The 14,807-nt window shown below is 41.8% G+C and carries 12 protein-coding genes; 8 read left to right on the top strand and 4 right to left on the bottom strand.

Annotated features, from left to right (window positions below; all coding sequences use genetic code 11):
• Positions 1 to 7: 7 nt before the first annotated feature.
• Positions 8 to 1,003 (top strand): L-arabinose ABC transporter permease AraH, encoded by a 996-nt coding sequence (araH, locus tag ABTQ23_RS19260; protein WP_408617389.1) that lies wholly within the window; start codon positions 8 to 10, stop codon positions 1,001 to 1,003.
• A gap of 104 nt (positions 1,004 to 1,107) precedes the next feature.
• Here araH and ABTQ23_RS19255 read toward each other — a convergent pair whose 3' ends face one another.
• Positions 1,108 to 2,259, bottom strand: coding sequence for an iron-containing alcohol dehydrogenase (locus ABTQ23_RS19255; RefSeq protein WP_408617388.1), 1,152 nt, complete (start codon positions 2,257 to 2,259; stop codon positions 1,108 to 1,110).
• Positions 2,260 to 2,803: 544 nt separating this feature from the next.
• Between ABTQ23_RS19255 and rhaB the strand changes: the two genes are divergently transcribed.
• The 5 genes from rhaB (at position 2,804) to ABTQ23_RS19230 (ending at position 9,184) form a co-directional block, all read left to right on the top strand.
• Positions 2,804 to 4,285 carry a rhamnulokinase gene (rhaB, locus tag ABTQ23_RS19250; RefSeq protein WP_408617387.1) on the top strand — a complete coding sequence of 494 codons (1,482 nt, stop codon included), beginning with the start codon at positions 2,804 to 2,806 and terminating at the stop codon, positions 4,283 to 4,285.
• Between the two features lie 9 nt (positions 4,286 to 4,294).
• Positions 4,295 to 5,551 carry an L-rhamnose isomerase gene (locus ABTQ23_RS19245; protein WP_408617386.1) on the top strand — a complete coding sequence of 419 codons (1,257 nt, stop codon included), beginning with the start codon at positions 4,295 to 4,297 and terminating at the stop codon, positions 5,549 to 5,551.
• A gap of 150 nt (positions 5,552 to 5,701) precedes the next feature.
• Entirely contained in the window at positions 5,702 to 6,736 is a 1,035-nt protein-coding gene (gene rhaT, locus ABTQ23_RS19240) for an L-rhamnose/proton symporter RhaT (RefSeq protein ID WP_408617385.1), read from the top strand.
• A gap of 135 nt (positions 6,737 to 6,871) precedes the next feature.
• Positions 6,872 to 7,186, top strand: a complete 315-nt coding sequence (rhaM, locus tag ABTQ23_RS19235) for an L-rhamnose mutarotase (RefSeq protein ID WP_408617384.1) — start codon at positions 6,872 to 6,874, stop codon at positions 7,184 to 7,186.
• A 594-nt stretch (positions 7,187 to 7,780) separates the two neighbouring features.
• Positions 7,781 to 9,184, top strand: a complete 1,404-nt coding sequence (locus tag ABTQ23_RS19230; protein WP_408617383.1) for a sugar porter family MFS transporter — start codon at positions 7,781 to 7,783, stop codon at positions 9,182 to 9,184.
• 334 nt (positions 9,185 to 9,518) lie between these two features.
• Here the strand turns inward: ABTQ23_RS19230 and ABTQ23_RS19225 are convergent, their stop codons facing one another.
• Positions 9,519 to 11,447, bottom strand: a complete 1,929-nt coding sequence (locus ABTQ23_RS19225; RefSeq protein WP_408617382.1) for a methyl-accepting chemotaxis protein — start codon at positions 11,445 to 11,447, stop codon at positions 9,519 to 9,521.
• 438 nt (positions 11,448 to 11,885) lie between these two features.
• Between ABTQ23_RS19225 and ABTQ23_RS19220 the strand changes: the two genes are divergently transcribed.
• Positions 11,886 to 12,551 carry a DUF3334 family protein gene (locus ABTQ23_RS19220; protein ID WP_408617381.1) on the top strand — a complete coding sequence of 222 codons (666 nt, stop codon included), beginning with the start codon at positions 11,886 to 11,888 and terminating at the stop codon, positions 12,549 to 12,551.
• A 63-nt stretch (positions 12,552 to 12,614) separates the two neighbouring features.
• Positions 12,615 to 13,115, top strand: coding sequence for a tRNA adenosine(34) deaminase TadA (gene tadA / locus ABTQ23_RS19215; RefSeq protein WP_408617380.1), 501 nt, complete (start codon positions 12,615 to 12,617; stop codon positions 13,113 to 13,115).
• A gap of 6 nt (positions 13,116 to 13,121) precedes the next feature.
• Here tadA and ABTQ23_RS19210 read toward each other — a convergent pair whose 3' ends face one another.
• Both ABTQ23_RS19210 and mltF read right to left on the bottom strand, forming a co-directional pair.
• Positions 13,122 to 13,253 carry a hypothetical protein gene (locus tag ABTQ23_RS19210; protein ID WP_408617379.1) on the bottom strand — a complete coding sequence of 44 codons (132 nt, stop codon included), beginning with the start codon at positions 13,251 to 13,253 and terminating at the stop codon, positions 13,122 to 13,124.
• 126 nt (positions 13,254 to 13,379) lie between these two features.
• Positions 13,380 to 14,801, bottom strand: a complete 1,422-nt coding sequence (gene mltF, locus ABTQ23_RS19205) for a membrane-bound lytic murein transglycosylase MltF (protein ID WP_408617378.1) — start codon at positions 14,799 to 14,801, stop codon at positions 13,380 to 13,382.
• Positions 14,802 to 14,807 lie beyond the last annotated feature (6 nt).

Genomic DNA, 14,807 nt, shown 5'->3' with positions numbered 1-14,807 from the left:
GCTAGAAATGGCTATATCAGTCTCTAAAACGGATAAACAAGATTCAAATTCAACGCACCGTAAAGTCGATTTTAACCGGCTCTGGGATAGCTTTGGTATGCTGATGGTTTTTGTCGCACTGTTTATTGTGTGCTGCATTTTTGTGCCAAACTTTTCCTCTTTTATCAATATGAAAGGGTTGGGATTGGCGGTCTCTATGAGCGGAATGATCGCCTGTGCCAGTTTATTTTGCTTAGCCTGTGGTGATTTAGATTTGTCAGTTGCCTCTGTTGTTGCGTGTGCAGGGGTTGTGACAGCGGTCTCCATCAACATGACACAAAGCGTTGGCCTTGGAATTTTAGCTGGCGTATTAAGTGGTGTTTTCTTTGGCTTAATCAATGGTTTTGTTATTGCAAAACTGAAAGTTAATGCCCTGATCACAACGCTTGCCACCATGCAAATTGCCCGCGGTTTGGGTTATATCATCTCTGATGGTAAAGCGGTTGGGATTACTGAAGAAGAGTTCTTTCAGCTGGGTAACTCTAATATTTTAGGTATACCAACGCCAATTTGGTTGACCATCATTTGCTTTATTATTTTTGCATTTTTGCTCAATAAAACAGTCTATGGTCGCAATACACTGGCTATCGGTGGTAATGAAGAAGCCGCTCGTCTGGCAGGGGTTAATGTGGTCAAAACCAAACTAATCATCTTTACCGTTTCAGGAGCTATTTCAGCGCTTGCGGGGGTTATTTTGGCATCACGTATGACCAGTGGCCAGCCGATGACATCTATCGGGTTTGAGTTAGTGGTTATTTCTGCATGTGTGTTAGGGGGCGTCTCACTTAAAGGTGGGATTGGTAAAATTTCTTATGTGATTGCTGGGGTGCTTATTTTAGGGACCGTTGAAAATGCAATGAACTTGTTGAATATTTCGCCATTTGCCCAGTATGTGGTGCGCGGTACTATTTTGCTGTTGGCGGTTATCTTTGACCGTTACAAACAGATGAAACAAGGCCACTAACGGAGTTTTAACAAAAAGTAGCAGCCATGGTTGCTACTTTTCTATTCATTGTATCTATCTAAAATGATTAAAGAATAAGGCGCTATAAGTGCCTTATTTAATTTCTATAAGGCTTGATGATATAACTCTCTGACTTGATCAGCATTGGCCGGACGAGGAGCTGTGCCACCACAAGGGTCAGCCAGTGCTGGTGCTATCCACCTTTCAATGTCTTTTTCAACGACTCCTAATTCAGCAAGTCCCGATGGAATACCCACTTGTTTGGATAAGTCTTTGATAGCGGTAATTGCAGCTTTTGAGGCTTCCTCTAAGCTCATCTGTTCGGTATTGACGCCCATAGCTTTGGCTATGCGAGCAAAGCGTTCCGGTTGTTCTTGGCGGCTGAATTCGCATAATACTGGCAATAAAATCGCATTACATACCCCATGCGGAAGATTGTGCGTTGCACCAGGTTGATGTGCCAGCGAATGAACCAGACCAAGCCCGGCGCTATTAAATGCCATACCAGCCAAAAATTGGCCGTGCGCCATCTGCTCTCTGGCAACAATATCGGAGCCATTTGCCACAGCTTCGGGTAGTGCTTGGCTGATGGTCGTAATAGCCGCTAGAGCTGAGTGATCCGTTAGCGGATGAGCGCCTGTTGAAACATAAGCTTCGACTGCATGTGTGAGTGCATCCATCCCTGTGGCTGCGGTAACATCAGAGGGTAAACCCACCATTAATGATGGATCATTCACTGCAATATCAGGAATAATCGCTGCATCAATAATCACCATTTTGACTTTGCGCCGGGTATCCGTAATGACCGCATTGCTGGTGACTTCAGCTGCTGTCCCTGATGTAGTGCTAACACAACTAAGCATTGGGCCTTCTTTTTGAATTTTGCCGATGCCTTCAAGCTCATAAACCGTTTTGTTCGGATTAGCGATTAAGGCTCGTACAACCTTAGCTGTATCCATCGAACTGCCACCACCAAACCCAATAATTGAATCGCAATGGTTATCGATATAACAGCGTAGAGCTTGCGCGACAACATGGTCGGTTGGATTGGCAACAACCCCATCAAACACTGCCGGTTCTATGCCATGATCTCTTAATTGCGATAGTAACGTTTCTGGCAATGAGATTTTCATCAAAGCAGCTTCAGTTACTATCAGCGGTTTTTTCGATGCGGTCTGACTAATCCTGTCAACAAGCTCAGTTATAGCACCTGTGCCACTGAGGCTAATTTTGGGTAAGCAAAGTGCAAACACCATTGTGATTCTCCTATTTATTTGTAACTTATAAAAATGAAGATATTTAATTAGTTAAATAAGGCCTTAAAAATCGGGTCTGACAAATTAAAAAACTGGCAATAATCTATAGTTTAATAAAAATAAATTTTTATTATCTATGGCAGATCACAAATGCTTTTAGATGATTTTCTGTTTTTCTAAATATAAATTGAAAAGGAAATGATGGGTTGGTTAAATTTCTGTTGGTATTAAATTTTAAATGTTTGAAATAAATCAAGTTAATATCTTTGATTATGTCATGACGAAAATTATTGAATGTTTTTTTAATTGGTGGTGAGGCGGATAAATGCAAGGTTGGTTTTTAACTTATTGATTAATCATTTTATTTTTTATTGGTTAGGTTTTGCTTGTTATATCGTGATCGTTTTCACAAATTATTATAAATCTAATTTAATCTTAATTTTTTTGCCAATTTATTTAAATGAATGACGCGCAATGAAAGGTTGAATACTGCACTGAATATTATCTTGATAACTAATGTATGGCTAAATAAGTTGGACTAGATATGATTTATCAAGTTGCAGCAGTAGATTTAGGTGCATCGAGTGGGCGGGTGATCCTTGGGACATTTGACGAATGGTCCCAATCGCTATCTATTGAGGAAATTCATCGTTTTAATAATGACCTGATTCATCAAGATGGTTTTTTGTGTTGGGACGTAGATAAGCTCGAAGCTAATATTCTCGCTGGGTTAAATCGAATTTCTGAGCGAGGAATTGCTTTAAATTCTTTAGGGATTGATTCGTGGGGCGTTGATTATGTTTGCTTAAATAAGGATGGCAAACGCTTAGCTCCTGCTGTTTGTTATCGAGATGAGCGAACGGCGTTGGTTGCACAAAGATTACTAGATGAGCTCAATCCAATTCGCTTATATCGTCAGACGGGGATTCAATTCCAACCATTTAACACAATTTTTCAATTGCGTGCACAAGCTCATAGCCATGCGCTTTGGCTTAATCAAATCGATAAAATTTTAATGATCCCTGATTATTTCCACTTTCGCCTATGTGGTCATTATCACTGGGATTATACCAATGCCAGCACAACTGGCATGCTCAATTGTATGAGTCGTGACTGGGCTTCTAATTTACTTGAAGCGGCAAATGTTAAACCGCAATGGGTTGGACCATTAACCTATCCGGGGGAGCGCATTGGTGATTGGCAAGATAAAAATGGTGTCAGAGTCGCAGTGATTAGCCCACCAACCCACGATACCGCCGCAGCCGTTGCCGCGACCCCTATTGATGGCCCAAACACCGCTTATATTAGTTCTGGTACCTGGTCTCTTATTGGGATTGAGTCGAGCGTGCCAGTAACTGATGAGCAGGCCTTTAAAGCTAATTTAACAAACGAAGGTGGGGCCAATCGCAATTATCGTATCTTAAAAAATGTGATGGGTATGTGGTTGATTGAAGGCCTATTAAAAGAATGGCCAACACTCAATATTACTCAACTCATTCAACAAGCCTCTAAATACCAGGCATTTCAAGCATTAGTCGATCCGAATCATGCAAGTTTTGTCCATCCTAAATCGATGCGCCAAGCTATTTTGAGCTATTGCCAGAAAAGTCATCAAAGCATCGAAGATAGTCCAGCTGCGCTTGCTCGCTGTGTATTGGATAGTTTAGCGCTGAGTTACCACCAAGCCATTTGTCAGTTAGAAAAAGCCAGTAAGCACGCCATTACACAAATTCGAATTGTCGGAGGAGGCTGTCAGAATCAACTATTGAATCAGCTGTGTGCTGATGTTTGTCAGCGTGTGGTATTAACCGGGCCCGTTGAAGCGTCGGCTTTGGGAAATTTGGGATACCAGTTAATCGGACTGCACGCCATTGAAGATGGTGAAACTCTCCGGCAACTCATCGCCCGCCAATATTCTAAAGACACATATAGTCCTCGTGCATGTAAAGACCGAGATGCTGTGATTAATCGTTTTGAGCAGTTAACGCCGGTCCAGAGCTTTGTGCAGCATGAGCCACATAAATAAGGAGTCATTATGAGAGATGAAATTGAAAGTGCTTTTCAGCTTGCCAAAACGCGTTATGCCAATATTGGGGTAGATGTCGATCAAGCTCTTAATGTATTAGCTGATATTCCTGTCTCAATGCATTGTTGGCAAGGGGATGATGTGATTGGTTTTGAACAACAAGCCGGGCCATTGAGTGGCGGTATTCAAGCAACCGGTAATTATCCGGGCAAGGCACGCAACGCCCAAGAGCTGCGTCAGGATTTGGAATTTGCAATGCAATTGATTCCGGGGGCAAAACGTCTCAATCTGCATGCGATTTATCTTGAATGTGATCATCCGGTAGAGCGTGACCAGCTTCAACCTGAGTATTTTGCTGGTTGGGTTAATTGGGCTAAAACTCAGAAGATTGGATTGGATTTTAACCCAACCTGTTTCTCTCATCCGTTAAGTAATGACGGTTTTACACTAGCTCATCAAGATGACAAAGTCCGTCAGTTCTGGATCGAGCACTGCAAAGCATGCCGAGATGTATCGGCTTATTTTGGTCAATCATTAGGGACCGCCTCGGTGATGAATATCTGGATCCCTGATGGAATGAAAGATATTCCAGTTGACCGGCTCGGGCCTCGTCAGCGGCTTATTGAAGCACTTGATGAAATTATCGATGAGAAATTAAGCCCGCAATATCACATTGATGCAGTTGAAAGTAAGTTATTTGGTGTTGGGCTTGAATCTTATACTGTCGGTTCCAACGAGTTTTATCTTGGCTATGCCGCTAGCCGGCAAATTGCATTATGTCTCGATGCTGGGCATTTTCACCCAACCGAGGTCATTAGTGACAAAATTAGTGCCGCTTCCTTATATGTCCCTCAATTATTACTGCATGTAAGCCGCCCGGTTCGTTGGGATAGTGACCATGTCGTTCTTCTTGATCAGGAAACTCAAGCCATTGCACAGGAAATTATCCGCAGCCAGTTACTTGACCGAGTTCACATCGGGTTGGATTTCTTTGATGCGTCGATTAACCGAATTGCCGCTTGGGTGATAGGAACTCGCAATATGAAAAAAGCGTTGCTTAAAGCGTTGCTTGAACCAATTGATGCGCTAAGAAAAGCCGAAAATCAAGGGGATTACACCTCGCGATTGGCACTCATGGAAGAAGATAAAAGCATGCCATGGCAAGCCGTTTGGGATTATGCCTGTGAAAGTGAACAGGTTCCAGTTGGCCAAGATTGGCTGCAAACGGTCAAAGAATACGAAGCGAAAGCGCTAAGTACTCGTTAATGACTCTTTATAAAGTCTGTCTGTTTGAGCGAAGGAGATGCCAATGGACAGTACTTTTTAGAGTTTGATTGTTTAATTCAAGTATACGGAAAACTGGCTAGGTTTTCTGAGTCGTTACTCGTGATAAATAGCAATAAAAAGGCGAAGACGATGATTTCAATTATTTCTGGAATAGGCTGGCATACTGTAGGCGCTGCATCGGCAGCATCTTTTTATGCGCCAATTAGTAAAGTAAAACAATGGTCTTGGGAGACAACTTGGGCGGTTGCAGGGTTCTTTTCCTGGATCTTGCTGCCTTGGATGGTGACTTGGTTTTTAGTTCCAGATTTTGGCACCTTTTATAGCAGTATTTCGGCTAAATCATTTTGGGCGATGTTTTTATTCGGCGCCATGTGGGGAATTGGTAACGTCAACTATGGTTTAACCATGCGTTATCTCGGCATGTCTTTAGGAATTGGGATTGCCATTGGGGTAACGCTGGTGGTCGGCTCACTTATGCCTGTGATTATAAATGGTACATTCTGGCATTTGATCACAACTGAAAGTGGTGAAATCACCATGCTTGGGGTTGTGGTTGCACTGTTTGGTATTGCCATTGTTACCTATGCTGGCCGTAAAAAAGAACAAGTACTGGGTAATACTGCAGAAGAGTTTAATCTGAAAAAAGGTCTAATTTTGGCAGTATTCTGCGGTATTTTTTCAGCCGGATTTGCTTTTGGCCTAAGTGCCGCAGAGCCTATTCGGCAGCAGTCACTATCAATCGGTATTGACCCGCTGTATGCAATGCTACCCAGCTATGGGATCATCATGGGCGGTGGGGCGTTGATTAATTTCGGTTATTGTATTTCCCGTCTAGCTTTTAAACGTGACTTGTCTATTCGTCATGACTTGTCATTTCCTCTTAAAAGCCTATTAGTTAATGCTTCTTTGGCCGCTTTAGGTGGCATTATGTGGTACTTACAATTCTTCTTTTATGCCTGGGGAGAAGCCAACATTCCGCAAAGCCTTTCGTTCGTCAACTGGATGTTGCATATGAGTATCTATGTACTTTGCGGTGGATTAGTTGGCTTGGCCTTGGCTGAATGGAAAGGAGTTGGTTCTCGACCGGTGCGAATTTTATGTCTGGGCATGTTAGTGATTGTCGCTGCTGCAAACATTGTTGGTGCGGGGATGGCTGTTGGATAGAGTCTTGGTTAAAACCCACTCTTGGAGGCTCTGCAAAAGGAGTCTCCTTTATATTTAACGAGATATTTCTAGCGAGTAAGAAGTAGTCTTATTGAGATAGATATTGCTCAGGCCAAAGAGAGGTGAGAGGAAATTATGATTCGTAAAGCAACTATTATGTCTGTAGACCCTGAATGCGCGCAAGAGTATCAGCGTCGTCACGAACAAATATGGCCAGAGATGGTTCAAGAGCTTAAAGCTCATGGCGCACATAATTACAGTATTTTTCTAGATGCCCCAACAGGGCGGCTATTTGCTTATGTCGAAATTGAAGATGAAAAGCGTTGGGCTGCAATGGCTCAGACCGAGGTTTGCCAACGCTGGTGGAAAATGATGTGCGATATTATGCCAAGTAATGCCGATAACAGCCCAATTGAAAAACCACTTAAAGAAGTATTTTATTTGAAATAGTTTTTCATAAATTTATTTGTTAAATAGAAGTTTATTATTTTAACTATATTTTATAAGTAGTTATTTTATTCTGCTCTTACTTTACCAAAGCGGCCATATTGAGGCCGCTTTTTCTTTGCATAAAATGGATGTTTTTTACTCCATTTTATAGTCAATGTTTGTTAACATCAGCCCCCTTTTCACGCCCTGTGCTCTCAGTTAGGCCTTACTCAAAGTAAGACTTTTTCTGTTTGACGGTAAAGGGCCTGATAAATGGCAAACTAGATTTGTCAAAAAACGTAAACCATTAAAAATATTTATCGTATAAAATTTCCGATAAATATTATTTCTTTGCGATTTATAAGTATTTGTGAAAACGTTTACATTAGTAAATTAAGATAAATGTTATTTTTATGTGACATTTAACTATAGATTTATCATTAAAGTGTGATCTAGTATAAATTTTAAGATTATGTATCAAAAAATAAACAAACACGTTGAAATGATATGTAATCGGTTACAGATATGTGATCGAACGCACTTTTTGACAACGAAATAACAAATATCATAATGCGCATATTATTGTAGTTAATTTTTAGGTTATTTGGAGGCAGGATGAGCCAAACGATGTCGTATTCAGCAAAGAATAAATCATCAAAGAAAGTAACTTTCTTTGTATGTTTTCTCGCTGCGTTGGCTGGACTTCTATTCGGGTTAGATATCGGTGTAATTGCTGGTGCTCTCCCATTTATTAAACAAGCATTTACCTTAACCGATCATCAGCAAGAGTGGATTGTGAGCTCAATGATGGCTGGTGCAGCAATTGGTGCTATTGGTAGCGGTCAATTGAACGTTGCTATTGGCCGTAAACAAAGCTTAATGATTGGTGCTATCTTATTTGTGATTGGATCTTTAGGTTCAGCGCTTGCTACATCACCTGAAATTTTAATCGTTATGCGTGTTCTGTTAGGGCTGGCTATCGGTATTGCATCATACACTGCGCCGCTTTATCTTTCTGAAATCGCACCAGAAAATATTCGTGGTAGTATGATTTCAATGTATCAGCTAATGATTACTATCGGTATTTTAGTCGCTTACGTTTCAGATACTTTGTTTAGTTATCATGGTATGTGGCGTTGGATGTTGGGTGTCATTACGATTCCGGCTATTATTTTGCTAGTTGGGGTCATTTTCCTTCCGGATAGTCCTCGTTGGTTAGCTGCTCGTGGTGATGACAACAAAGCTCGCCGCGTGTTAGAAATGCTTCGTGATAGCAGTGAAAAAGCAAAACAAGAACTGGATGAAATTCGCAATAGCTTGAAAGTGAAGCAGGGTGGTTTTGCTCTGTTCTGTGCTAACCGTTATTTTCGTAAAGCTGTTTTTTTAGGTGTTTTATTACAGGTTGTTCAGCAGTTTACTGGTATGAACGTTATTATGTATTACGCACCTAAAATCTTTGATTTATCTGGTTTTACCAGTACTTCAGAACAGATGTGGGGAACTGTAATCGTTGGTGCAACTAACGTATTGGCTACATTCATCGCAATTGGTCTGGTTGACCGCTGGGGTCGTAAACCAACCTTGAAACTGGGCTTTTTAGTCATGGCGATTGGTATGGGTGTGTTAGGTGCTATGTTGAATATGGGCGTTACCTCTATGGACATGAGTGCTAAATACTTTGCTATTGCGATGTTGCTGATGTTTATCGTTGGTTTTGCAATGAGTGCCGGTCCTTTGATTTGGGTTCTGTGTTCAGAAATTCAGCCTCTTAAAGGTCGTGATTTTGGTGTGACCGTGTCAACTGCAACCAACTGGATTGCCAACATGATCGTTGGTGCAACCTTCCTGACTATGTTGCAGCACTTTGGTAATGCAAATACCTTCTGGATTTACGGCGCGCTGAACGTTGTATTTATTGTTCTGACCTTTATGTTGATTCCAGAAACTAAAAACGTTTCTCTTGAACATATCGAAGCCAATCTTATGAGTGGTAAAGCGTTAAAAGACTTGGGTAAATAATAACTAAGAAACTACACCAAGCACGAAAAGCCGGTCTTCGGACCGGCTTTTTTATGCCTAAAATTCGGGTTGTTGAACTCTTGTGGTTGAATTTTGTTCAAATTAAACGCATTTGAACGTGCCACAACCTGCTGAGCTTTGAGTTAAGCAAATAGGCAACTAAGTTCCGGATGCATTTAAATGAACTTAAAGGGCAGTACTTGAGGCCGATTTATCCAGTGTTAAACGTTCTTGGTGACCAATAACTACTTGGCAAAACGTTTAGCTTGTCTAAATCCGCCTCAGATTGGCACAAAACCAATTACAAAAGGAACCGCCTTTAAGCAAACAAAAGTTAAACGGTAAAGGCACTCATGGCATCGACCAGTTGTTTGGACAGTTGATTGAGTTTTTGGCTTTGTTCTCGAGTATCACTCACCGCTTGCATCGCCTGCTGTGATTGTTGATGCATCTGTTCGCTAGTTTGAGCAACTTGAGTGGATGTGGCATTTTGTTCTTCTGCCATTGCTGCAATTTGATCAATTAACTGAGCGAGGGCATTGACTGCTTGGCTTACATTCTGCCGAATATTTTCCTCTTCTGAGAGTTCATCATTGGACTGTTTGGCTCGTTGTGTTGCTTGGGCCATTGCTTGGGCTGCACTATTAGCGCCTTCACTTAAGGCATCAATACTATGTTGTATTTTGCCTGTTGAATCTTGGGTTTTCGCCGCTAGTTGGCGCACCTCGTCAGCTACAACCGCAAATCCGCGGCCATGATCGCCAGCTCTTGCTGCCTCAATTGCTGCGTTTAGTGCCAGTAGATTGGTTTGTTCCGCAATCGTTTGAATCACATTTAAAACGGTGGCTATTTCTTCGCTTAAATTGACGAAGTTAGCAACTTGCTGGTTGGCGCTTTCAATCTCATCATCTAATTGGTGAATCAGTGACGAGACTCGCCCTGATATTTGTTGATTTTGTTGGTTGGTTTGGCGAAGAGTATCAACGTGATGTTGGATATCCAATACTGCCTGAGTTTGTTCATCCACTGCTTGAGAAGATTCACGCATTGCTGCATTGATCTCTTCTAACGATTGATTTTGATGTGAAACTAAATCAAAGGCATGATCGCTTCGAACACTGAGCTGGCTAATGCTTTGTTGCGACGATTGGCCGTTATCATTCACTTTCTGAATGAGTTTACGGGTTGTTTGTAAGAATCGATTGATTGAATTGCCCATGTGGGCAATTTCATCTTCCCCATGGGTTGGAATCGTTTGGGTAAGATCGCCGCCACCTTTGGCTAATTTCGATAAACTAGAGCTTAAATTTTGAATGCGTTTTTGCACTCGGATGACTAGCAATATGCCGATTGCTGCCAGTAGTAAGATCCCACCGCCAATTTGAATCGCGATTGTTTTCTGAGTTATTTGATGTGATAGGCGCGTGAGCGCGCTCGTTAAATCAGCGGTATTTTTCTGATTCATTTTTAACAAAGAGCTCGCCAGTACGTTCAGTCCTTGTTGGCTGGATTGACTCATCTGCGCTAGTAATTGTTGGCTATGCGCCACAATTGATTGGCGAGCTTTGGCCGAATCAGCCTGTATTTTCTTCTGTTCAGCCATAAAATTGCCCATGTTATAGGCGACATCTAATTGGGCGATGACGCCACCCTGGAATTTGATTGGCGTTTTTGTAAAGTATATTTCTGGGTCTTGTTGGGCTGCGTTAATAACGCGTTCTAACGCGCGGTTCCCTTTGCCTTTAATATCTAATTGCTGAACTCTGGGTTTTGAGCGATCGAGTGAATGCGTCAGTAATTGTCCTTTGGGCGAGACAAAAGCTGCCACAATTACGTTGGGATTTTTTTGTGCTGCGAGAATAAGGTCAGTCATTTGGCCTAAATCATTGTCAAGAACAGCTTCAATCGAGCTGGTGACAATCAATTGATTGTAGTTATCCGCTTCATCTTTAAATGCTTGCATCTGCCTTTGACTTTGGGCCTGCTGCTGTTGGTTTAGTAACTGTGTTAATGATTGATTGAGTTCCTCAGAAAGGGTTTGCGTTGTTTGGTGCAGGTCTGCAATCTGTTGTTCCTGGTTCTGTTTCAAAGTTTTTTGCATCGATTGGGTCTGTTGACTCAACGATTGTTGAATGGAAGCTTGAAGTTGTTTGATTTGAATAAATGATGAGAAGCCAATCGCTATAGTTTGTACGGCAATTAACAGGGCCGTTGCCAGTAAAATTAAGCGTAGCAAGGATTTATTTAACTGCTTTAACATCATAATGTCCCTATTTTCAAAATTTATCTTTATCTAGGGGCCATTAACCTTTGGGTTCATTTAAACGCATCCTGAACTTGGTTTGAATCCTGTTTGCTTAACTTAGAAAGCCAAACAGAATGCGATGCGTTCCAAATGCGCTTAATTTGAACAAAATTAAACCACCAAAGGTCAATAGCCCCTAGTGAACTGGCAGATACAAAAAAATTAGTTTCCATTATGACCAGAGTGTCTATATTGAACTGAGGTGCAATCCACATATTTTATTGATAGAACTAATCTTTATCCTTTATTGTGCACTTCTTGTTCACCCTTAAAGGTGACTTTCTTTGACAGGTTTTCATTCACGATTAAATTTCACCAGAGATTAATTGGAACAAATACCGACGTTAACGCATAATAATTGGATAGATTGCTAATCGCATACGACAAGGACGGTAGATGAAAAATACACGCGTTATTTCCACAGATGATATTTTGTTGACTCTATGTAATTCGGTCACCAAAGTATTGAGTGCCGCCACTGGCAGCGATGTGAATTATTCGGCGATGGTACAAAAAATCCATAAAACCTGTTTAAAACCAGATATTGGCTGTTTTGTTTTATTTGATGGTGGTTTTTCTGGGCTCGTCTTGATGAATTTTACCGCTCAAGCTGCGCTTGAAATTTATCAGACCTATATGAAAAATATGGGGATCTCAGAAAATGAATTAGCCACCCAACATACTTCCGATGAGGTTTCTAATGTCATGGGCGAGCTGATGAACCAAAGTATCGGTGATTTTACGGGTAAAATTGGCCGTGAACTGCATACCAGTATCACCCAAAACCAGCCCAAAATGTTGGCGATTAACAAGCAGGTTCTTATCTCGGTTGATACTAACCTAGATCGTCCTCAAGCCCGTCGAGTCACATTCGTTACCGCTCATAACAATATCTTTTATCTGGAATTGGCAATGGATAAAACCGAATTTATTCAGATTGCCGATATTGCCGAGTCTGAAGAAACTGACCCTGATCAGATCATTGCCGAAGCCAATCAGCAAGCTGAAAAACCCGTCGCTCAGGTTGTAGACCAAGATTTATTGGATGAATTAGGCATTTAAGTTTTCGATAGTTCGTTCTGGATGATGGAATGTTACAATGGTGTTTTTGTTTGGGAATGACTCTTGAGTACACCACAAGATCACCAATTTATGGAGCAGGCGTTATTGTTAGCGCAGCAAGCTGAGCAACACGGAGAGATCCCTGTTGGCGCGGTGGTCGTGCATAATGGACAGATCATCGGTCGGGGATGGAATCATTCGATTACCAGCCATGATGCAACAGGGCACGCAGAAATTATGGCGCTTCGTGATGCAGGCCTTCATCTAGAAAATTATCGCCTTATTGATACAACCCTATACGTCACCTTAGAGCCTTGTCCGATGTGTGCAGGTGCAATGGTGCATGCGCGGGTTTCAAGACTTGTATTCGGTGCTTTTGATCAAAAGACGGGAGCGGCTGGGAGTGTATTTAATCTTACTGGTGATGGGCGGTTGAATCATCAATTGGATGTTGAGGGTGGTGTGGAGCAGGAACGCTGTTCAGCGCTCCTGAGTGAGTTTTTCCGCAACAGGCGAAAAGCCATTAAAGCTGCGAAAAAACTCAAGACTTCTCAGCAAAGCTGAGATTTTTTAATTTTCGCTTTCACCAATCAGCTCAGTTAAAGCAAAACTGCGCTGACGCCATAGGGTTTTTTTATGTTGGCGCGCAAGTTGTATGCGCCGGCGAGGTGAATGCGTGGCATGATGACGTTTTCTAACCATCTTCATCCCTCCTTCTATTGTTATTTTTGTATTACATTTTTTTCGCTTTTAAACCTATCAATTTTGTATTACAGGTTAGTGACAGTCAACAATTTTTTTACCAATTTATCATTTTTTGAACATTTATCAGCGAACCTGTTTAATTTGGTTCCAACGTTGCTGCGCATCTAAAAGTATAAGGCTTTGATAGTACTGGCGAATATTATTCACATAATTATATGCTTCGCTGCCTCGGGCATAACCGTACTGAGTCTTTCTATACCAGCGTTTTTGCATTAATAGTGGTAAACGTTCTTTGACGTCAGTCCAACTATTCGGATCGCCCCCTTGCAGTTTTGTGATGCGCCGGACGTCGAGCATATGGCCAAACCCCATATTATAAGCTGCCAGAGCAAACCAGATTTTTTCATCATCGTGGATACTATCAGGAACTAGCGAAATCAGCCGTTGGAGATAATCGGCACCACCTCGAATACTTTGTTCGACATTGAGTCGATTAGTCACGCCCATCAAGTGTGCTGTTTTAAGGGTCAACATCATCATTCCGCGCACGCCAGTGTGCGAGCGCGCTCGAGGATCCCAATGCGACTCTTGGTATGAAACGGCGGCAATCAGTCGCCAATCCAAATCACCACTATAACGTTTAAACCAGCTTTCATAACGGGGCAATACCGCTTTAACCGCCCGCAAGAACGAACGAGTATCCACATAGTCAAACTGTTCTATATGGCCAAAATATTTTTCTACAAGTTTTGCAATGGTGCTGTCTTGATGTTTTTTGCCGAAAAAATCGATTAATACTGAATAGAGCGAGTCATCTTTTGAGCGATTAATCGCCCAGCTAATAGGCACGCTTTTTCGCAGCACAAAGGCACTGGCAAGTTTAGGATAATAGCGCTGTGTTAACGCTAAGATTTTGTTATCAACCACGGCGTATTTGAGCTGACCTTGGTGGACTTCTCGCAATAAGTCTTCATCATCGAGTTGATCGTCAGCATCAATTTTTAGATTCGCAAAGCGTTTGCTAAGCCGTTTAAGTACGCTCTCGTGAAAACTTCCGGCGGTGACGCCGACGCTGTCATCAACATCTGCTAATGTTTGCGGCGCTGGCGTACCTTTTAGGTAAACCAAAACGCTATCGACATCATAAAATTCAGGTGAAAAACGAAACTGTTCGCGAAGTCGAGCTGTTGGGATTAACGACGCTGCAATCAGATCGACTCGCTTTTGTTTGAGTGCATTATAAAGATCCGCTTGGCTGTATAACGGGATCATTTTCAGTCTTAAGCCCAGCGAGTGAGCAAAGTCATTAAGCAACTCATAATCAATCCCGGTGGGTTGATCGTTTTGATCGTAATAGAAGTTGCGAGACGAATATAGAGTGCCTACTCTGAGTTCTTTGTGATACTCCAGCTGTTCAAGTTCAGAGCGATGTTGATGCAGTGGATGACACCCACTTAAAACTGTCACTAAAAGGATCAAAACCGCTGCCTGTTTAAACAGACCAACAAAAGGGTGTAAGTATATTTTTACATCCGTTTTATACAACTGAAC

The organism is Celerinatantimonas sediminis (assembly GCF_046054195.1).
In the GTDB taxonomy this organism is placed as follows: Bacteria; Pseudomonadota; Gammaproteobacteria; order Enterobacterales; family Celerinatantimonadaceae; genus Celerinatantimonas.
This window is presented reverse-complemented; position numbering and strand designations above follow the sequence as displayed.